Origin of the sequence: Parapedobacter sp. ISTM3, from assembly GCF_016533505.1 — a bacterium.
Classification (GTDB): domain Bacteria; phylum Bacteroidota; class Bacteroidia; order Sphingobacteriales; family Sphingobacteriaceae; genus Parapedobacter; species Parapedobacter luteus.
In genome coordinates this window covers 86,090-106,469 of record NZ_JAENGN010000005.1, presented here as the reverse complement: position 1 = coordinate 106,469, position 20,380 = coordinate 86,090, and the positions used below count along the sequence as shown (strand labels likewise).

The 20,380-nt window shown below is 50.1% G+C and carries 16 protein-coding genes and 1 pseudogene; 10 read left to right on the top strand and 7 right to left on the bottom strand.

Annotation, left to right across the window (positions count from 1 at the left end; all coding sequences use genetic code 11):
- Positions 1–40: 40 nt before the first annotated feature.
- The 7 genes and pseudogenes from JHJ32_RS08905 to rhaT form a co-directional block, all read right to left on the bottom strand.
- On the bottom strand, positions 41–1,123 hold the full coding sequence (locus JHJ32_RS08905; protein WP_176146064.1) for a DNA alkylation repair protein: 1,083 nt from the start codon (positions 1,121–1,123) through the stop codon (positions 41–43).
- A 34-nt stretch (positions 1,124–1,157) separates the two neighbouring features.
- Positions 1,158–1,382: pseudogene (locus JHJ32_RS08900) on the bottom strand (alpha-L-rhamnosidase C-terminal domain-containing protein); the annotation flags it as partial.
- A 15-nt stretch (positions 1,383–1,397) separates the two neighbouring features.
- Positions 1,398–2,558, bottom strand: a complete 1,161-nt coding sequence (locus JHJ32_RS08895) for an alpha-hydroxy acid oxidase (RefSeq protein ID WP_200120747.1) — start codon at positions 2,556–2,558, stop codon at positions 1,398–1,400.
- Positions 2,548–3,942 carry an FGGY-family carbohydrate kinase gene (locus JHJ32_RS08890; protein ID WP_079715224.1) on the bottom strand — a complete coding sequence of 465 codons (1,395 nt, stop codon included), beginning with the start codon at positions 3,940–3,942 and terminating at the stop codon, positions 2,548–2,550. The genes JHJ32_RS08895 and JHJ32_RS08890 overlap by 11 nt, the downstream gene beginning before the upstream one ends.
- Before the next feature lie 10 nt (positions 3,943–3,952).
- Complete coding sequence (locus tag JHJ32_RS08885; protein WP_079715223.1) at positions 3,953–5,227, bottom strand: sugar isomerase; 1,275 nt, start codon at positions 5,225–5,227, stop codon at positions 3,953–3,955.
- Between the two features lie 90 nt (positions 5,228–5,317).
- Positions 5,318–7,444 (bottom strand): bifunctional aldolase/short-chain dehydrogenase, encoded by a 2,127-nt coding sequence (locus tag JHJ32_RS08880; RefSeq protein ID WP_079715222.1) that lies wholly within the window; start codon positions 7,442–7,444, stop codon positions 5,318–5,320.
- 91 nt (positions 7,445–7,535) lie between these two features.
- The gene (gene rhaT, locus JHJ32_RS08875) at positions 7,536–8,618 is read right to left on the bottom strand and encodes an L-rhamnose/proton symporter RhaT (protein WP_200120746.1); all 1,083 of its coding nucleotides are present in this window, start codon (positions 8,616–8,618) and stop codon (positions 7,536–7,538) included.
- Positions 8,619–8,806: 188 nt separating this feature from the next.
- Between rhaT and JHJ32_RS08870 the strand changes: the two genes are divergently transcribed.
- The 10 genes from JHJ32_RS08870 to ilvC all read left to right on the top strand — a co-directional run bounded on the left by JHJ32_RS08870 (position 8,807) and on the right by ilvC (position 20,331).
- Positions 8,807–9,415 carry a hypothetical protein gene (locus JHJ32_RS08870; protein ID WP_079715220.1) on the top strand — a complete coding sequence of 203 codons (609 nt, stop codon included), beginning with the start codon at positions 8,807–8,809 and terminating at the stop codon, positions 9,413–9,415.
- Between the two features lie 289 nt (positions 9,416–9,704).
- Entirely contained in the window at positions 9,705–10,823 is a 1,119-nt protein-coding gene (locus JHJ32_RS08865) for a redoxin family protein (protein ID WP_200120745.1), read from the top strand.
- 615 nt (positions 10,824–11,438) lie between these two features.
- Positions 11,439–12,941: a F0F1 ATP synthase subunit beta gene (atpD, locus tag JHJ32_RS08860; protein ID WP_079715218.1), complete on the top strand. Its 1,503-nt coding sequence runs from the start codon at positions 11,439–11,441 to the stop codon at positions 12,939–12,941.
- Positions 12,941–13,189 (top strand): ATP synthase F1 subunit epsilon, encoded by a 249-nt coding sequence (gene atpC, locus JHJ32_RS08855; protein ID WP_079715217.1) that lies wholly within the window; start codon positions 12,941–12,943, stop codon positions 13,187–13,189. Before atpD ends, atpC begins: the two co-directional genes overlap by 1 nt.
- 355 nt (positions 13,190–13,544) lie before the next feature.
- Positions 13,545–14,474, top strand: coding sequence for a branched-chain-amino-acid transaminase (ilvE, locus tag JHJ32_RS08850; RefSeq protein ID WP_233632568.1), 930 nt, complete (start codon positions 13,545–13,547; stop codon positions 14,472–14,474).
- A 2-nt stretch (positions 14,475–14,476) separates the two neighbouring features.
- Positions 14,477–16,174, top strand: coding sequence for a dihydroxy-acid dehydratase (gene ilvD, locus JHJ32_RS08845; RefSeq protein WP_200120744.1), 1,698 nt, complete (start codon positions 14,477–14,479; stop codon positions 16,172–16,174).
- 83 nt (positions 16,175–16,257) lie between these two features.
- Positions 16,258–18,006, top strand: a complete 1,749-nt coding sequence (gene ilvB / locus JHJ32_RS08840; RefSeq protein WP_200120743.1) for a biosynthetic-type acetolactate synthase large subunit — start codon at positions 16,258–16,260, stop codon at positions 18,004–18,006.
- A gap of 88 nt (positions 18,007–18,094) precedes the next feature.
- Positions 18,095–18,685, top strand: a complete 591-nt coding sequence (ilvN, locus tag JHJ32_RS08835) for an acetolactate synthase small subunit (protein ID WP_079715214.1) — start codon at positions 18,095–18,097, stop codon at positions 18,683–18,685.
- 25 nt (positions 18,686–18,710) lie between these two features.
- Positions 18,711–19,199, top strand: coding sequence for a DinB family protein (locus JHJ32_RS08830; protein ID WP_200120742.1), 489 nt, complete (start codon positions 18,711–18,713; stop codon positions 19,197–19,199).
- Positions 19,200–19,272: 73 nt separating this feature from the next.
- Positions 19,273–20,331, top strand: coding sequence for a ketol-acid reductoisomerase (gene ilvC, locus JHJ32_RS08825; RefSeq protein ID WP_079715213.1), 1,059 nt, complete (start codon positions 19,273–19,275; stop codon positions 20,329–20,331).
- Positions 20,332–20,380: the final 49 nt, after the last annotated feature.

Here is a 20,380-nt window from a genome sequence, read left to right as displayed (position 1 = left end):
TACGCTGACGGCAAACAGTTTTGCCGATTAACTTACTTATTTATATATGCAACACAAACCGCACTTTGCCCAACGTGTTTCCATTGACAAGGATCTCCAGAAGGTGCTCCCCCGCGTAATGCTTGCGGGTGGTCAAATCCAGGAAGGGTTGCCTTTTGCTGAATTGTACCGCTTGCCCGGGTAAAAGCAGCACTTCCCTTAGCTTGTATACCTTTTTCATACGCACACCGGAAGCCTTTACGTAATGAATGGCATAATCAACGACCAGTTTTTGCTGCTGCTCGCTTTCGCTTTTTAGCCCGAAACCGAAAGACAGGGTGTCGCCTAAGCGGAGCGAAATTTTATCCGTATATAAGTTTTCCAATACCACAGACACTTCGCCCTCAAAGCCGAAGATCTTCAGCGCCTCTCTGTCGCCACGCTTGACAAGCGTCCGAATAGCATGTTTGATGATCCAGGAAGTGTGTTTGTTCGTCTTGTCCCAGCCACTGACCAAGTTCAACATATAGGAGGCATTGTCCTTGGAGTGATCATTCAGGTGATTGGCAACGGATTTCCGCACGTAAAGCGCTTCGTCTGCACTCAGTTTCTCCAGAATACCTTGAGTAAGTGCCGGTTGTTTAATAATTTCCGCCAACTTAAAAGACCAAGGAAGCCGCGGACGGCTGCCTTCTGAAGCTAGCCGTCTGACATGAACGTTTTTATCATCGGCCCATTTATGCATGACATCCAGTGTTTTTACCAAATCCGTCTTGAGAAACTCGCGGATGGCAAATTCTGCCGAGCCTAACGTGGTAAAATACTGAAGTGCCTCCATAGACTGATCAAAATGCTGCTTTCCATATAATGCCACATAATCAGGCAAAACCAATGCCGTGTAGCCTGCAGGCAATAAGGGAGCCGCAGCATACAGGATCGCTACAGCCTTGTTGAAATCGTCCGGCAGGTGTCGATGAAGCATAATAGACGTGTTGCGCAGCCGGCCGTTTAGCGAAAGCCTATCAATGCCACGGGTGACATCATCGATGAATGCTTCTACATGAAAGTGTTTGTCGACGTTGCCAAAGGCCTGCGCAAAATTCACATAGAACGCACGGTTGAACATTTCTTTAAGCGGTTCCATGGCGTAAAAATAGAAAAAACAATCGCGATAGCTTTCAGTCATTCGGAAACCTGATGCGATGACTACCCGCAGACAATACACGACACTCATCGCCGGACAATATCAAGGTAGCTGCTATTGGCAGGATGACGATATCCAGGTCTACCCGCGTACCCCTCTTTTTCCAGCCGCTCTTAATCGCCCCGTAGGCCCCCTCAAACGTCGCTTCGAAATGATCCAGCCCTTCCACGAAGTGAGACTCAATCACCACGTGTTTGAACCCCGGTTGGTGTTCTCATTTGGAGACCAAAGTCGCCGGAAAATCTTCAATTTTCTCGCAGCACACCTGTTCCATCACCTGTTTGAGTTGTGCTTTTAGCATGGCAATGGTGTGGTCACCTCCTTCTCGGCCCAGTGCCGCTACACCATACATAAACGGACGTCCCATGAACGTAAAATGTGCTCCGCAAGCCAGCGACCGTCCGATATCCGGGCCGGACCGCAACCCGCTGTCGATCATGATTTTTATCCTATCGCCATATTTATCCGCCAGTCCCTTCAGCGGTTTGATGGTCGATTCACCAGCATCAATTTGTCTTCCGCCATGGTTGGATACAATAATCCCGTCTGCGCCAATGCGGATGCTCGCCTCCATATCCTCCTCACACACTACGCCCTTGATAACAAGTTTGCCTTTCCACAGGTCCCGGAGGGCTTTCACCTTATCCGCGTCTACGCGGCCGGTAAACGTAGCGTTCATAAATTTACCCAGCTGGCTCAGGTTGAGATCTTTGCCCATATAGGGCTTCAATGTTGCAAACTCAGGGATACCGACCCGTAAGGTCTCAAACGCCCAGGCCGGACGCGCCGCAGCCTGCAAAAAATTGTTAATCGTCATCTTGGGCGGCATGGAAAGCCCCGCTTTGATCTCCCGGTAACGAAGTCCAAAAGAGGGGACATCCACCAAGACCACGAGCACCGGGCATTGCACCGCTTCAAGCCTTCTAAGGATATCATCCCGCAGCTTGTTTTCCGTGGGGTGGTACAGCTGGAACCAAAATTGCGACTCGGTCACCTCCGCTATGCGCTCGATACTGCTTGTGGAGACTGTACTCAATGTGTACGGTATATTGTGTTTCAGGGCCGCTTTGGCCAATATTTCCGGCGCGTTGGGCCACATCAGTCCTTGTAATCCGATGGGCGATATACCAAAAGGGGCATCGTACACATGACCGAATAATTCGGTACGCATATCGACCCCAAAGTGTTTTTTGAGGTATCTCGGGATCAGCTGGACATCGCGGAAATCGGCTTCATTGCGCCAAAGGTTTATCTCTTCATTGCACCCACCTTCGAGGTAATCGAAAGCGAATTTCGGAATACGGCGTTTGGCTTTTCGCTTCAAATCGCTGACAGAAGGATACTGAGGGTTGTACTTGAGTAAATCAGGGTTCATTTTTTTCTGTTTTTTCTTTTTTTTCCGCCTGTGCATAAAACCGCAATTCAATGAGATCGTTCGGCATAGGCCTACTGTTCCAGGCCTCGTGGATGGCCAGTGCGGCACCTACCGCCGTGGCTTGCGCCATCGATGCCGCAAAGACTTCCATATCCGGAAATGCCTTTGCCAACAGATTCATGTAAATGGTATTTTTGCTAAACCCACCATCCACAAAAATACGTTTCACCGCTGACCCTTTAATCACCAGCTGGGTAGATAGCTGCTGCAATGCTATCAAATCCATAATCAAGCGGTGATAAGCCTCTTCATAGGACACAAAGTCCGACAGGTTGCGCTGCGCAAAAGCCGACACCTTGCCTCCGATGGGCATGGGCCCTCCTTTTTCTTGCTGCAACTTAGAAACGATGCTCCGGTCATAGGTCATATTGCGGTACCGGCTGGATGGCTGTCCAAAATGTTCGGCGATCCGCTTCACCTGGTGTTCGTGTTCATACCCCGCAAATAAGCGGGAAGCCTTCACCGGCGTGCCTTTGTAATGCAGGTAACATAGGCAGTCGGCCTCCAATTCCGCTTTCGTAAGCGGTGTGTGATTAAATGGGTTGAGGCTTATACACCAGGTGCCCGTGGAAATAAGTACGAACGGCTCATGGAAGCTAACCAAATAAGGAATCAATGCAGCCGAGCTGTCATGCAACCCAGTGCCCACTCCATAGCCGTTTCCGGGGAAGGACGCCGGATAGACCTCATCCGCCCGTGCCAGCGGCGCCAACTTATCGATGATCCCTTCCCGGTATACCCATTCGTGATAATCACGCTTGGTAAAGTCCCAAAGATGGGTGTGACAACCAATGCTTGTCATATCGGAGTACATCCGACCCGAAACAAGGAAACTCAGGTACTGGGGTAGGTGCAAAGCAAAATGGATACGTTCAAAGAGCGCCGGGCGCTCATACTTCAACCGGTATAGTTGCATGCCCGAATTGAGGCTACCCAACACGGGGGAGGCCGTGGTGAACGCTACGGTTTCCATTCCCCCGTAAGTCTCATAAAACTTGCGTTGCAATTCCTCCGGATAAGGTTTCAGGTAATTATACAGCGGTGCCAATGGCTTGCCGTCCTCATCGACATACACCAAGCTTGCCCCGTAAGCGGCAAAGTTGATCGCCCGCACTTCAAATTCGGGTTTTCTAAACACTTCATGTAACGAATCGAATACCGACAGGCGCAAGCTTTCGAGGTTCTCGCAAGGGTCGCCATCCTCATCCACCGTCTCGGTGAACCGGGCCGAACGCTCAAAGACTATCTTATACTGTTCGTTGAACAGAAACAGTTTCTTATTGGTTTTGCCTACATCGAATACGGCTATGACTGGTGTTTTCATCGTTCAATCCTTATAATCCGGTGGCCGTGGTTTTCGTTCCCCGTTCGCTAATCAGTTGGCCTCGCACATCCAGCTCCCTAAATAGCTGCAAGGGGTTCAAAGCGCCCCCCGCGCGCAGCCTCGCCTCGGCAACCAGGGGACGCACATCAGTACGGAACGCCTGCTGTAATAGCTCTTGTGCCCGCACAACGTCATTGGCAGCCTGGGCTTCAACCAATGCCACGCGATCGACCAACAGCGCTTGCGCATAGGCGATGAGTATCGCTTCTACGGACTGCAGCAGGTCTTCAAGCGGGTCTTTAAGGTTGTGTGAGGCATCAATCATCCAACCCAGATCGTTCGTGTGATCCATTCCACGGTTGTCCATTCCTTCGACCAGCTCATTGAATATCAGAAACAGTTGATAAGGTTTGACACTTCCGGTAGTCAGGTCGTCATCGCCGTACTTGGAATCATTGAAATGGAAACCACCAAGCTTGCCTTCCATCAGTAACAACGCGACAATCTGTTCGATATTCGCATTGGGCAGGTGATGTCCCAAATCAACCAACGTATAAGCTTTATCGCCCAGTTTATTGGAATACAGCAACGACTGCCCCCAGTCCCCGACCGTAGTGGAATAAAAGTTGGGCTCGAATGCTTTATATTCGACAAACATCTTCCAATCACCGGGCAATGCTTCGTAGACCTCCTGCAAGCTTTCCAGCGTATTCTGGAAGGCCTTACGGAAATTCAACTGCCCCGGGAAGCTCGACCCGTCAGCCAACCAGACGGTCAGCGACTTCGACCCCAGTTCGATGCCGTGCTTGATGACTTCGATATTGTGTTCAACGGCCTGCTTGCGGACGGCTTTATCCACATGCTGCATGGAGCCGAATTTGTAGCTAAGCGTCTGCCCCGGCTGGTCTTGAAAGGTATTGGAATTCATAGCATCAAACACCAACCCGTTTTGCTGGGCCAAGCTGCGGATAGCTGCATAGTCTTCCGGAATATCCCAGGGAATATGCAGCGATATCGCGCCGCTGGAGCGGTTAAGTGCGTGCAGTACCCCAATATCCGCTATTTTTTCTTCCAGGTTGCGTGGTTCGCCCCCTCCGGAGAACCGGCCAAAGCGTGTCCCGCCGGTGCCCAGTGCCCAGCTCGGTATAGCGACCTCAAAATCAACCAATCGCCCTATAACCTGTTCGGCATTGGGCAACTCATCGGCCAGTCGCATGAATCTGCGCCGATGGGACACCTCCAATTGTTCATTATGCTGCGTGATCTGATGTTTATCGATATGCATAAAAGGCTTACTTTATCAAAGGTAAAACAGAATTAGCAACGCGCACCCTTTACGATGATTTAGTTGACAATTCTGTTAAAAAAAGATAATCTAACGTACAAACGACATGGCTACACCGCCATCCACATTGAGCACATTGCCCGTGGACTTAGTCATCAGCCCCCCGACCAGGACAAAACAGGCATTTGCGATATCATCAGGCAGAATGACCTCATTCAGCAGGGTCCGCTTTGCATAATAGGCCGGTAATTCCTCCACAGAGATACCATATGCTTTTGCGCGTCCCTCCGCCCAACCGCCGGCCCAAATGTTGCTGTCACTGATGACTGCATCGGGGTTGACCACGTTTACACGGATTTTATCGGGCCCCAACTCCGCTGCGTTTAACCGGCTGAGGTGCAGCTGCGCTGCCTTCGCCGAGCCATACCCGGCATTGTTGGGCCCGCTTACCAACGCATTTTTGCTTACGATGTTAATGATATCGCCACCGATAGCCTGCTTTTTGAGCACCCGTACGGCAGCTTGGGTGACTAAAAACTGACCCTTGACCAAGACGTCATAAAGTAAATCCCAATCCGCTTGCGTATGTTCTTCAATGGACTTGGAGATGGACAATCCGGCATTGTTCACTACGATATCCACTCCCCCGAAGGCCAGCGCCGCTGCATCAAAGGCCTGCCGGATTTGACCTTCCTTGGTAACATCCAGTAATGCGGTTGTATAGGCATCCTTCCCAAATGCGGCGTTGAACTCCTCGCCTGCACCCTCCAGCCGCTCCGCATTCAGGTCGTTGAGGACCACCACCGCGCCTTCCTGAACAAATTTACGGGCAATAGCCTTGCCAATGCCCCCCGCACTGCCCGTGATCAAGGCTATTCGGCCTGACAATGGCTTAGGTTTGGGCATGCGCTGTAACTTAGCCTCTTCAAGCAACCAATATTCGATATTAAATGCCTCTTGCCGTGGCAATGCGGTATATTCCGATATGGCCTCCGCCCCTTTCATCACGTTGATGGCGTTGACGTAAAATTCAGCGGCCACGCGGGTGGTCTGTTTGTCTTTGGAGAACGAAAACATACCGATACCCGGATAGAGAATAATGACAGGGTTGGGATCGCGCATTGCCGGGCTATTGGGATGCCTGCAGGCTTCATAATATTCTTTATACATGGACCGGTAAACGTCAAAAGCAGGCGCTAACCGGGCTTTCAGTGCCGCTACGTCGGTCAGATCAGCATCCGGTGCCAAATCCAGCACCAATGGGCTGATTTTTGTGCGCAAGAAATGATCCGGGCAACTGGTGCCCATGGGAGCCAGTCGGTCAAGATCGTTGGAGTTGATGAACTCCAGCACCCGTTCATCGTCCGTAAAATGCCCCACCATATGACGTTCAGAGGAGCAGAATCCGCGGAGTACCGGCGCCAGTGCTGCCGCTTGCTTCTTTCGGTCGCCCTCCGGAATAGCGGCGATTTTTGTTCCGCCGAAAACCGGCCGTTTTTTACCATAGTTTGCCTCCAGGTATTCCGCGCAGCGTTCAATAACCGTCAGCGTGTTTACATAACTTTCGTAGGCCGTATTGCCCCAGGTGAATAGGCCATGCGAACCCAGCATGATGCCGCGGATACCTGGGTTTTCATCCAGACACTGCCTCAGCTTCAAACCGAGGTCAAAACCCGGCCGCTGCCACCCTACCCAACCGATTTCGCCGTTGAAAAGCTCCTGTGTAATGCGCTGGCCATCTTTGGCTGCGGCAATGGCTATTGCGGCGTCAGGATGCAAATGGTCGATATGTTTGAACGGTAGAAATCCATGCAAGGGGGTATCAATCGACGGCGCCTTGGACGCGAGGTCATAGATGCAGTGGTTAAACAGTTCAACCATTTCATCCTCATGCTCAAGTCCGCGGTAAACGTGCTCAAGGCTTCTCAGCCGATCTACATAAAGGGCGGCAAGCCCACTGCGTGTAAGGGTGCCGATGTCGCCACCGGAGCCCTTAATCCACATCACCTCCGTATCGAGCCCTGTCAGTGGATCTTTAGCCATGGCTTTACAGGACGTGTTCCCGCCTCCATAGTTGGTAAGCCTTAAATCAGCCCCCAATAAATTGGAGCGATAAAGCAACAGTGCTACTTCATCGCCTTCCAGTTCAGCTGCTTTGGCATCATCCCACAAATAACTAACATGCTTGAATGATTCTTTTCCGATAATTCCAGACATACGCTTTTATATTGTTTTCGTTAATTTACTTCGTTTGTATTCTCTTTGGCTGCCGACATTCGCCCATCGGTTCCATGCGCCCGGCGCCCAACTACGGTTCCAGCGTCCTTGCAAACCCGACCAACAGAATGGACAGGATGATCACGGCGATTCCCCCGATGATGGTGGCGTAGGTCCGCTTGCTTACTCCTTTCCACTCCTTTAAAACTACCCCCCAGGCATTAGCAATGAGAATGATGAATGCCATATGCAGTATCCAGGAGCTCGCCCCGTTTCCTAATCGGCTTTCTCCCATGCCATAAAAGAAAAACTGCAGGTACCATGTCGTGCCTGCCAAGGCACAGAACAAGATATTTCGACCGATAGGCACACGCGGGTTTACATAATCGCCAAAGGTTCTATTCTTTACATTGAGAAACATGCACCACAAAAAATTAGTCGTAAGTCCACCCCAAAGTACGACCACATACGTCACATTGTTCTGAAATAAAAACTCACCTTGCGCAGGATGATCCGCCTTCCACAGATCGTTGGCCACATGTGCCATGGGTTTTCCCGCTTCTAACCCAAAATTGAAACATGCACTCAAAACCCCCGAAACAATGGCCACCAACAATCCCGTGCCGAACTGGTAATCTTTGTTCCCGCTGGCGTCTGCCAGCGCACCCGTTAGTTCCCTTTCCTTCAGCACGCCTGCCCTGCCGCATAGGTAGATGCCCAGCACACAGACAGCCAAGCCGAGCAGAACCGTCCGGCCCGATGCCGTGGAAAAAAACAGATCGATGGTTTCTTTGCCTTCACTGCCATTGACGTAATAAAATATCGATGGAACTAACGAACCGAACACCATCGTTAATCCGAGAATAATACTGCTGCCAAGCGACACTCCCAAATACCTGACTCCCAACCCATACGTAAGACCACCGATACCCCAAAGCAGACCAAAAAGATAGGCATAGCCGATTGTGCTGTTATCGGCCTGCCGGATGATGCTCGCGAAATCCGGAATGGTGAGGTATGCGGCCAACGGCGGAACAATAAGCCACGAAAATAATCCACCGACGATCCAGAAACTTTCCCATGCCCACCCCTTTACTTTTTTATAGGGCACATAAAAACTTCCCGATGCAAATCCTCCGATGAAGTGAAAAATTACCCCCGCTAATGCTTGCATAACGATATGGTTAATTGGTCATTAATGATGGCGCAAGTTAGAAAAGATGGAAAAATGAACTGTTATGTGCTGTCATGTTTACACCAAACGTTGATCAATTTTATGCGGTTCGATTTCCAATTTAACAATAATTACCGTAATATCGTGTTCTTATAGTTGGAAACATAATTTAACAAGAGCTAACGAACATGAAAAACATTGCATTGCTGACCGTGCTGGTTGCTTTAATTTCGGTAGGAGATGTATTTGGTCAAACACCAACGCGGAGGGAACCCCCTAAAGGATCGCTCACAAGTGGAACAATAGACAGCCAATTTATCTATCTCTATGCGATTTCGAAGACACAGGATGGTATTGAGCATGTTCGCCAAGCGAACTTGGAGCGGATACGGCAAAATGTTGCCGACACCATCAAAGCGTTAAGTAAGGAAATTGCTGATTTAAAGGCAAAAGACGGTGATCAGCAGGCGCAAGTAGACGCGATGGCTGACTCACTCACGCAAGTCAAAAATGAGCTACGTGATGCCCAGCAGCAAAAAGATAGCTTTTCCTTTCTTGGTCTGTCGCTTCAGAAAGACACATACAGCCTAATCATGTGGGGAATTGTCCTCTTATTGGCTATCGCACTGATTTTTTACGTTTACCGATATAACCAAAGTCATGTGGTGATGCGCGATATCCAGAAGGCTATCGAAGAACTCCAAGCGGAATTTGATCAGCACCGCAAGAAAGCGCTGGAAAAGGAACAGAAACTCAAGCGGCAGCTACAGGACGAGCTCAACAAACGGTTGGGCTAGTCCCCCTCCCCCTACTTCGTGTACTTTACTGCGCTATAGTCGGCTTAGCGCTCGGTATTCCTTGGAGTTTATTCGGATTCAGTCGGGTTTTGTTCGGATGAATCCGAGTAAACACCGGCTAAACTCCATGTTATGGCATGGGGATATTGGTAGGATATTTAGGGTATAGTTAGCGTAAGGGCTGGCTAAGGGTAAATTCCGTTCGACCAGACAGCAAGTTTTGTAGGCATTCTGGCAGATCGTAAACCAATTTTACCTAAATTTGTATATATTATAATCCTTTCCAGTTATGAAGCCATCCAAGAACATTGTTTTTTTATTGGCCTTAGTTGCGGCATCGACTTCGATGGCCTTTGCAGACGATCCCAAGCCGCTCCCGATCGGTGTCAAAGCTCCGGACTTCAGTTTGAAGGGCGTGGACGATAAAACCTATACGCTGGCGAGTTTTAAGAATGCCAGGTTGCTGGTCATTATTTTCACGTGCAACCATTGCCCTACAGCCCAGGCGTACGAAGATCGCATTATCGAGTTTACGGCGGCTTACAAACCCAAAGACGTGCAGGTGGTCGCCATCAGCCCCAATTCGGATGCCGCCATCCGGCTGGATGAACTGGGTTATACCGACCTGAGCGACAGTTTCGAAGAGATGAAAATACGCCATAAAGAGAAAGGCTATAATTTTCCGTACCTCTATGACGGCGAAGACCAACAAGCATCGGTTCAATATGGACCCGCCACCACGCCACATGCCTTTGTATTTGACGAAGAACGTATCCTGCGCTATGCGGGGCGCATTGATGATGATGAACACATCGGCAGGGCCAAAACATTCGATTTGCGAAATGCGGTGGATGAGCTGCTCGCCGAAAAACCGGTGACAACGGCCACCACCAGGACATTCGGGTGCTCCGTAAAGTGGAAATCTAAAACAGACTGGAAAACCCGCGAGGCAGAAGAATGGAAAAAAGAACCAGTGACCTTGGTAGCAGCCAATATGGATACACTGAAAGCTGTACTTCAAAACAATTCAGGAAAATACCGCTTGATCAATTTCTGGGCAACGTGGTGTGGGCCCTGCGTGGCTGAGTTTTCGGCACTTGTGGAAACCGACAAAATGTACCGCCACCGCGACTTCGACTTTGTCACGATTTCGCTTGACGCCAAAAAATCGGCCGACAAAGTGCACACATTCTTGCGGCAAAAATATGCCAGTAACCGCAATTTCTTATTTGGCGACGAAAACAAATACGACCTCATTGAGGCGGTGGACGAAGAATGGCAGGGCGCTCTCCCCTATACCATACTTGTTTCACCGGAAGGCGAAATCGTTTACCGGCAAGCCGGCATCATTGAGCCCTTGGCGCTAAGAAAAGCCATCGTGGAACAGCTTGGACGATACTATCCCTAACCAAAATTTCGCGCTTACGCTTACTTAATGCTATTGGACGACAGGGCGCGTATAGTTGCAAACAAACAGCGGCCTATATCGTTGCCCAACAAGAAACCTGCTAAACCTATCTTTATGGCGAAAGCTTGCGTTTATTCAATTATCAAAACAAATCGTTGAAACATGAAGTACAAATTGTTAGGAAAACGGGCTTGAAAGTCTCCGAGCTTTGCCTTAGCCCGATGACTTTCGGGGGAAAGGGCATGTGGACCGCCATCGGTACGCTTCCCCAAGCGCCAAGAAAATCGTGAGTAAGCTCGTTCCAGAATGCCCCGGTTGGATGCTGGCCGGGCAGGGTGCGGATCGGCAAGCGGACTGATACCGCATGTTCCTTAATCGAGGCATCCGGTGTCACTTGTCCGCACGCTTTCTGACCCGCTGCCGCACCCGGAAACATTCAGCAAATGACGCTGATAGCCTTTTTGCCGCGCCACGCGTACCCCCACTGTTATCGGCCGATAATTCTTTGCATTTAAATTTGCTTTTAATTCTTTAAAGCGTATTTTTGCAGTCCAAAATTAAGGTCCGTATTTTGCCTTTATTACATTGGTTTATAAAATTTTAGTCCCTGATAATATGTCCAATATTGGAAAAATAGCCCAAATTATCGGCCCTGTGGTCGATGTAAGTTTCTCTGAAAACGCCAAACTTCCGAAGATTTATGATGCGTTGGAAATCGAGAAAGAAAACGGTCAACGTATTGTGCTGGAGGTTCAGCGGCATCTGGGTGAAGAGCGCGTCCGCACCATCGCGATGGACGGCACCGAAGGCTTGACCCGCGGCATGAAGGTTGTCGATACGGGTGCTCCTATCAAAATGCCGGTGGGTGAAGGCATCAAAGGGCGTGTATTCAACGTAGTGGGAGACGCCATCGACGGCATTCAAGAGCTTGACAAAACTGACGGGCGCAGCATTCACAGCACCCCCCCGAAATTTGAAGACCTTTCCACCGAAACCGAAGTACTTTTTACCGGCATTAAAGTAATCGACCTGTTAGAGCCTTATGCCAAAGGTGGTAAAATCGGTTTGTTCGGCGGCGCAGGCGTAGGAAAAACCGTGTTGATTCAGGAACTCATCAACAATATTGCAAAAGCCTACTCCGGGCTTTCGGTATTTGCAGGCGTAGGCGAAAGAACCCGTGAGGGTAACGACCTGCTCCGTGAGATGCTGGAATCGGGGATTATCAAATATGGCGAAGAATTTATGGAGGGCATGGAAAAAGGTGAATGGCCTCTGGAAAAAGTGAACGCCGAGGAACTGAAGGACTCCAAAGCCACATTCGTCTTCGGACAGATGAATGAGCCTCCCGGTGCACGTGCCCGAGTGGCCCTTTCGGGGTTGACCATCGCCGAATATTTCCGCGATGGTGACGGCGAAGGTGCCGGCCGGGATATCCTCTTCTTCATTGACAACATTTTCCGCTTCACGCAAGCGGGATCGGAAGTATCCGCCCTGTTGGGCCGGATGCCGTCAGCCGTAGGGTACCAACCGACATTAGCCACCGAAATGGGGCTTATGCAGGAACGCATTACCTCAACGAAGCGTGGCTCCATCACGTCTGTCCAAGCGGTATACGTACCGGCAGACGACTTGACGGACCCTGCACCGGCCACCACCTTTGCCCACTTGGATGCTACGACGGTGCTTTCCCGTAAAATTGCCGAGTTGGGTATCTATCCGGCCGTGGATCCGCTAGACTCTACTTCACGGATATTGAGTCCTGCGGTTTTGGGTGAAGAGCACTACAACACCGCACAGCGGGTGAAAGAAATCTTGCAACGCTACAAAGAACTGCAGGATATCATCGCCATCCTCGGGATGGATGAACTCTCGGAAGAAGATAAATTGGTTGTTGCCCGCGCGCGCCGTGTACAGCGCTTCCTGTCGCAGCCGTTCCATGTGGCCGAACAGTTCACCGGGCTCAAAGGCGTGCTGGTAGACATCAAGGATACCATCAAAGGATTCAACATGATTATCGATGGCGAAGTAGACGAGTATCCTGAAGCAGCCTTCAACCTGGTCGGTACGATTGAAGACGCCATTGAAAAAGGCAAGAAACTGTTGGCGGAGGCTGTCTAATGAAACTTACAATTATTACTCCGGACAAACCTGTTTTCGAGGGTGAAGTGACATCGGTGACCGTACCGGGCACCGCCGGCTCCTTTGAAGTGCTCGAAAATCACGCACCAATCGTGTCTACGCTGGAAGATGGGAAAGTCATTATCCGTACCGGTAAAAGCGAAGAAATTATCAACATTATCGGCGGCGTTGTGGAAGTCATCCACAACAACGTCACCGTGCTTGCCGAAGGGATAACAACGACATAAAATTCAATAAAAACAACAAAAGAAAGCCCTCCGGTAAACACTGCCGGAGGGCTTTCTTTTTGGCAACTTTTTGGACGGCAAACCCCATTTTACGCAGAATTTACCAAGATTTAACGTGCTAACGTAAAAGTGAACCGAATACCGAAACTGATTTTAGTATATCAATAAAAAAACATTATTCTGAACAAAACAATATTGAAGAAATAATATTCTACACAATACCGATATATAGAATTATATTATTATTCAAAAAAATGAATGACGGCTATTGCTTGATAAGAATAAAGATCCTACCTTGATAAAGTCAAAAAAGGACAGGAACCTATCGCGGATTTGAGGGAGAAATCCAAGTGGTATGGCAAAGCATAATTGGGCAAGTTCAGGTCAACGGAATATGCGATATTTTGGCAACGATACATGGGCCTATTTGAACGGCGAGTTTGTTAAAGCTGATGACACGAAAGTGGATTTCTTCAGCCAATCGCTACACTATGGCTATTCGGCCATCGAGGGCATAAGGGCCTACAACACGCATAACGGTACACGTTTATTCAAAGCCGAGCAGCACTATGATCGCCTCCGCCGCTCCTGCGAACTTGTGGGAATCGCGTTTCCCTGGAAAATTGATTACCTCGTCGATAAAACATATAAGCTTCTGGACAAAAACAACCTGAGGAGCGCATATGTCAGGCCGCTGGTTACCACCGGGCACAACATGTATTTGACCCCGGCCACCGACTCAAGTATCGTTATTTCAGCATGGGAATGGGGGCCTTTTCTGGGCACGGGGCTTATCCGGGTATCGTTGTCGCCCCATCAACGGCCAAACCCTCATTCGATGCCGCCGGATGCTAAAATCGCTGGTCAGTATGTAGCCTCTATCGTAGCCACGACGGAAGCCACCAAGCGGGGATTTGACGAGGCTATTCTATTGGATAGCAACGGCTATGTCGCGCAAGCTTCGAGCAACAACCTGTTTATCGAAAAGGACGGGGTCTTGTACACCCCTCCCACCGGCCATATTTTTCCGGGCATCACGCGGCAAACCGTTTTGGAACTTGGCAAGGCGCTCAACATTGACATGGTGGAAAAGCCGTTGTCTCTGGAAGAGCTGCGGGCCGCCGACAGCGCTTTTCTTACCGGAACAGCCACCGGTATCGTAGGCATCGCTGGAATTGATGATGCAAGCTTTCCCGAAAATTGGACGGATACGCTTGGTGCCACAATACAACGGGCCTATAAAAACCTGACATTGGAAAAAGAAAATTATCAAGTGATTATATAACGATGCTAACCAAACAAACAACAGAACTGAACAAATACAGTAAAGTACTTACACAAGACAAAACCCAGCCCGCGGCTCAAGCCATGCTTTATGGCATCGGGTTGACGGATGACGACATGCAAAAAGCCCAGGTGGGTATCGCTAGCATGGGCTACGACGGCAACACCTGCAACATGCACCTTAATGATCTGGCTAAAGTAGTGAAAGAGGGCGCGTGGGGCAACAACTTGGTAGGCCTGATCTTCAACACAATTGGCGTCAGTGACGGGATGAGTAATGGCACTGATGGCATGCGATATTCGTTGGTCAGCCGCGATATTATTGCCGATAGCATTGAGGCAATTTGCGGGGGCCAATACTATGACGGACTCATCGCCATCCCCGGTTGCGACAAAAACATGCCCGGATCCGTCATGGCTATGGGACGCCTTAACCGCCCTTCGATCATGGTATACGGGGGCACTATCGCACCCGGCCATTATAAAGGTCAGGATCTCAATATTATTTCCTCCTTCGAAGCACTCGGCCAGAAGATTGCGGGAAACTTATCTGAAGAAGATTTTATCGGCATTGTCAAAAATAGTTGCCCCGGTGCAGGCGCCTGCGGGGGGATGTATACGGCAAACACCATGGCTGCTGCCATCGAAGCGCTGGGCATGAGCCTTCCCTATTCATCTTCCAACCCCGCGATGAGCGAAGAAAAGCGTAAAGAATGCCTGGAAGCGGGGAAATACATACGCATCCTGCTTGAACGAGACATCAAACCCTCCGATATCATGACGCGGGAAGCATTCGAAAATGCATTGCGGGTAATCATCGTATTGGGTGGAAGCACCAACGCTGTGCTGCATTTTATTGCCATCGGCAAAAGTGTGGGGGTAGACATCACGCAAGATGATTTCCAGCGGATGAGCGATACCACGCCGGTGCTGGCCGACTTCAAGCCAAGTGGTAAATACCTCATGCAAGACCTGCACCAATATGGCGGTGTACCTGCTGTGATGAAATACCTGCTTAACGAAGGCCTGTTGCACGGCAACTGCCTTACCGTGACAGGGCAAACGTTGGCCGAAAATCTGGCCGATGTTACTCCAATCGATGAAATTGACCAACCCATTGTGCAAACATTGGATAACCCCATTAAGCCAACAGGACACCTGCAAATCCTGTATGGCAACTTGGCCGAAAAGGGCAGCGTGGCTAAGATCTCCGGCAAAGAAGGCGAACGTTTTGAAGGACCGGCCCGTGTATTTGATGGGGAAAAAGAACTGATTGCCGGACTCGCATCCGGTCGCGTAAAGCGTGGCGATGTGGTTGTGATCAAAAACGAAGGCCCCAAAGGCGCACCCGGCATGCCGGAGATGCTGAAACCCACCTCCGCCATCATCGGCGCTGGATTGGGCAAAAGCGTGGCCCTTATTACCGACGGTCGCTTCAGTGGTGGAACGCATGGTTTCGTGGTTGGGCATATCACACCGGAAGCCTATGATGGTGGGCTTATCGGCTTGGTGGAAGACGACGATCCGATCGTCATCGATGCTGTAAACAATACCATCACCCTTCAGGTGCCTGATGACATTATTGCCGAACGCCGCGCAAAATGGCAAAAACCGGCACTCAAGGCAACCAGGGGGGTACTCTATAAATACGCAAAGACGGTAGCCGATGCGGCCGCCGGCTGCGTGACGGACGAGTGTTGAATCTTCAATCCGCTGTAGGCTGTGAGCAATACATCATTGAACGTCGGCCTGTAGCCATAGCAAATTAGCAAAAAGAACGTAATATGAACACGCTGGAAATTACGAAAAACACCACACCATCTCATCAGGAAGGAAAGGCATCGATACAATTAAGCGGTTCGCAAGCGGTGCTTGAAGCATTGCTGGCAGAAGGCGTGGATACCATATTCGGTTATCCGGGCGGAGCCATCATGCCGATATACGATGCGTTGTATGATTACAACGACAGGCTCAAACATATCCTGGTACGGCATGAACAAGGAGGCATCCATGCAGCGCAAGGGTATGCGCGCACGTCGGGGCGTGTAGGCGTGGTATTTGCAACCAGCGGCCCGGGCGCAACCAATTTGGTAACCGGATTAGCTGATGCACAGATTGATAGCAATCCCATCGTTTGCATAACGGGCCAAGTATTCGCTCATTTATTGGGTACCGATGCTTTCCAAGAAACGGATGTTATCAACATCACCACGCCTGTGACCAAATGGAATTACCAGGTGACCGACGCTTGTGAAATCCCCACGGCGTTGGCAAAAGCCTTTCATATTGCCCGTACAGGCAGGCCGGGGCCGGTCTTGATAGATATCACGAAAAATGCACAGCTGCAATTATTTGCATACGAAGGATACAAGGTCTGTAACCATATCCGCAGCTACCGGCCGAAACCGATTGTGCGCAGGGAATATCTTGAACAGGCGGCGGCGCTCATCAACGCAGCAGAACGGCCATTTGTACTTTTCGGACAAGGCATCATCTTGGGCAAATCGGAGGCTGAATTCAAGGCATTTATAGAAAAAACAGGAATCCCCGCAGCCGCTACGGTAATGGGCCTCAGTGCCCTGGAAACGGACCACCCGCTACACGTAGGCATGCTGGGCATGCATGGTAATTATGCGCCAAACGTACTTACCAACGAATGTGACGTGCTCATTGCCATTGGCATGCGCTTCGATGACCGGGTAACGGGCCGATTGGATAAATATGCCAAACAGGCCAAGGTTATCCATCTCGACATCGACCCCGCCGAAATCGACAAGAATGTAAAAACCACCGTGCCGGTTTGGGGAGACTGCAAGGAAACACTCCCTTTACTTACCCAACTGGTGGAAGCACGGAAGCACCTCGACTGGGTCGGCCGCTTCCGCCAACTGGAACAGGAAGAGATCGACGAAGTCATCCGCGAGGAGCTGAACCCCAAAACGGATGTCATGACCATGGGTGAAGTTATCAACATATTAAACGACCTCACCGGCGGCGACGCAGTCATTGTTACAGACGTGGGGCAACACCAGATGGTCGCCTGCCGCTATGCAAAGTTCAATCGTTCAAAAAGCAATGTCACCTCGGGGGGGCTCGGCACGATGGGCTTCGGACTGCCCGCCGCCATAGGTGCCTGGCACGGCACGCCGGACCGGACCGTCGTGGCCATCATCGGCGATGGAGGCATTCAGATGACCATCCAGGAACTGGGCACCATCATGCAGTTCGGTGCCAAAGTGAAGATTCTTATCCTCAACAATTCCTTTTTAGGGATGGTGCGCCAATGGCAGCAACTCTTTCACGATAAGCGGTACTCCTTCGTCAACATCACCAGCCCTGATTTTGTGACGGTGGCTAAGGGCTATGGGATTGCCGGCCATAGCGTGAACGAACGCAAGGACCTCAAGCAAGCCTTACAGGACATGATCAATCACGACGGCGCTTATTTGCTGGAAGTGATGGTCGGCAAGGAAAACAACGTATTCCCGATGGTGCCGCAGGGCAGCAGCGTATCTGAAATACGATTGAAATAGGCAGACAAGGGGGCGAAAAAGTGGTATGCGGATTATAAACGGCTCCGCATACGGGCAACAAAAGTTTCAACGATAGCAAATTAAAGTCATGGAAAAGCAGGAATACACCATCACCCTCTATACGGAGAATAGCATCGGCATGATTGGCCGCATCTCCGCTATCTTTTCACGGCGTAAGATCAACATCGAAAGCCTGAACACCTCGCCTTCCGAAGCGGAGGGCATCCACCGCTTTACCATCGTGATTGAAGAAACGGAGGACGTGGTACGCAAACTCTGTCGGCAGATTGAAAAACAAGTAGAGGTGCTTAAGGCGTACTACAACACCAATGACGAGGTTATTTGGCAGGAACAAGCACTGTATAAGGTGCCAACGGAAATCGTAACCGAAAAGGCACCGGTAGAACGGCTCTTGCGCCAATACGGTGCCAGTGCGGTGGTCATACGCAATGATTACACCGTCTTTGAGACCGCGGGCCACCGCGAAGAAATCGATGCGCTGACTGACGCGCTGGCCGAGTACAACCTCATTGAGTTTGTGCGCAGTGCCCGGATTGCCATCATCAAAGACAGCGAAGGGTTCCACAAAAAGCTCAAAGAATTTGAGGAAGCTGAACCCGCTGCGGAAGTGGTGGAAAACAGGTACCTTGATAAGCAAGATAAGGTGTTTACGATGTAAAGTCGGAAGAAGATTACGTGATTACATGAATCAGCAAATCATTTTTAAATACATCAGGCAGACCAGGGCCGTGTTTGCCCAATTATTGGAACAACTGACCCTCGAGGAAATCAACGAAATTCCAGACGGTTTCAAGAACAATATCGGATGGAATTTCGGCCACATCGCGGTCAGTACACCTGGGCTTTGCTACCGGCGTACGCAGGTGAGCCCGGATTACGAAATTCCTTATTCAAGCGATTACGGTAAGGGCACTAAGCCCGAAAGGTGGATTAGCGCCGAAGAGTTGGATTCCCTGAAAGGGCAGCTTATTTCATCTATCCAGCAGATTGAAGCGGACTACAACAAGGGGGTATTCGCTACCATCAGCCCCTTTGCTACATCCACTTACGGTCTTGAAATGAACACCATCGAGGAAGTCCTTTCCGCCGCATTGGCGCATGACAATCTCCACTATGGATATGCCATGGCTATTCGGCGAACATTGGAAGGGGAAAAACAAAAAAAATCGTAATTTAGCATTGCATTTCCAAAAGTGCTGCGATTATAAATCAACTAGTTAAATAAGTAAAAACAAAAAGCAGAAAATGGCAAAGATCAATTTTGGGGGAGTCGTGGAAGACGTGGTAACCCGCGAAGAATTTCCTTTGGAGAAAGCTCAGGAAGTACTGAAGAATGAAACTGTAGCAGTCATCGGCTATGGCGTACAAGGCCCTGGACAAGCATTGAACCAAAAAGACAACGGTATTCACGTCATCGTAGGCCAGCGGAAGGACTCAAAAACATGGGATAAAGCCGTTGCTGACGGCTGGGTACCTGGCGAAACGCTATTTGAAATTGAAGAGGCCCTTGAAAAAGGAACCATTATTTGCTACCTATTGAGCGACGCCGCACAGATTGCATTGTGGCCTACGGTAAAGAAACACCTCACTGCAGGCAAAGCGTTGTATTTTTCACACGGCTTCGGCATCACATTCAATGAGCAGACGGGCATTATTCCGCCCCCAGACGTGGACGTATTCCTCGTAGCCCCCAAAGGATCAGGCACTTCGTTGCGCCGGATGTTCCTCGAAGGGCGTGGCCTCAATTCGAGCTTCGCCATCTATCAGGATGCTACAGGCAAAGCCCGCGATCGGGTCATTGCACTCGGCATTGCGGTCGGAAGCGGTTATTTATTCGAGACCGACTTCAAAAAAGAAGTGTATTCTGACCTCACCGGCGAACGCGGCACATTAATGGGTGCCATCCAAGGTATTTTTGCCGCACAATACCAAGTATTGCGCGACAAGGGACACTCCCCTTCCGAAGCATTCAATGAGACCGTCGAAGAGCTTACACAATCGTTGATGCCGCTTGTGGCCGAAAATGGTATGGATTGGATGTATGCCAACTGTTCCACCACAGCACAGCGTGGTGCACTCGATTGGTGGAAGAAATTCCGTGATGCTACGGCTCCCGTTTTTAAGGAACTTTATGAAAGCGTCGCTTCGGGCAAGGAATCACAACGTTCCATCGATAGCAATAGCCAACCGGATTACCGGGAAAAATTGGAAGAGGAGCTGAAAGAGCTACGGGAAAGTGAGATGTGGCAGGCAGGAGCCGCAGTACGCAGCCTGCGCCCTGAAAACCAGCCTACGGAAGTTTAATAGTGCTAAATACCATTTTATAGCGGCGCTTTCAAGAAAGCGCCGCTCC

Coding starts and splice junctions, on each gene's coding strand:
- JHJ32_RS08895 (WP_200120747.1), bottom strand. CDS start 2,558: ATGAACCCTGATTTACTCAAGTACAACCCTCAGTATCCTTCTGTCAGC.
- JHJ32_RS08890 (WP_079715224.1), bottom strand. CDS start 3,942: ATGAAAACACCAGTCATAGCCGTATTCGATGTAGGCAAAACCAATAAG.
- JHJ32_RS08905 (WP_176146064.1), bottom strand. CDS start 1,123: ATGGAACCGCTTAAAGAAATGTTCAACCGTGCGTTCTATGTGAATTTT.
- ilvC (WP_079715213.1), top strand. CDS start 19,273: ATGGCAAAGATCAATTTTGGGGGAGTCGTGGAAGACGTGGTAACCCGC.
- ilvD (WP_200120744.1), top strand. CDS start 14,477: ATGCTAACCAAACAAACAACAGAACTGAACAAATACAGTAAAGTACTT.
- JHJ32_RS08830 (WP_200120742.1), top strand. CDS start 18,711: ATGAATCAGCAAATCATTTTTAAATACATCAGGCAGACCAGGGCCGTG.
- JHJ32_RS08870 (WP_079715220.1), top strand. CDS start 8,807: ATGAAAAACATTGCATTGCTGACCGTGCTGGTTGCTTTAATTTCGGTA.
- JHJ32_RS08880 (WP_079715222.1), bottom strand. CDS start 7,444: ATGTCTGGAATTATCGGAAAAGAATCATTCAAGCATGTTAGTTATTTG.
- JHJ32_RS08865 (WP_200120745.1), top strand. CDS start 9,705: ATGAAGCCATCCAAGAACATTGTTTTTTTATTGGCCTTAGTTGCGGCA.
- atpC (WP_079715217.1), top strand. CDS start 12,941: ATGAAACTTACAATTATTACTCCGGACAAACCTGTTTTCGAGGGTGAA.
- ilvB (WP_200120743.1), top strand. CDS start 16,258: ATGAACACGCTGGAAATTACGAAAAACACCACACCATCTCATCAGGAA.
- ilvN (WP_079715214.1), top strand. CDS start 18,095: ATGGAAAAGCAGGAATACACCATCACCCTCTATACGGAGAATAGCATC.
- ilvE (WP_233632568.1), top strand. CDS start 13,545: ATGGCAAAGCATAATTGGGCAAGTTCAGGTCAACGGAATATGCGATAT.
- atpD (WP_079715218.1), top strand. CDS start 11,439: ATGTCCAATATTGGAAAAATAGCCCAAATTATCGGCCCTGTGGTCGAT.
- rhaT (WP_200120746.1), bottom strand. CDS start 8,618: ATGCAAGCATTAGCGGGGGTAATTTTTCACTTCATCGGAGGATTTGCA.
- JHJ32_RS08885 (WP_079715223.1), bottom strand. CDS start 5,227: ATGCATATCGATAAACATCAGATCACGCAGCATAATGAACAATTGGAG.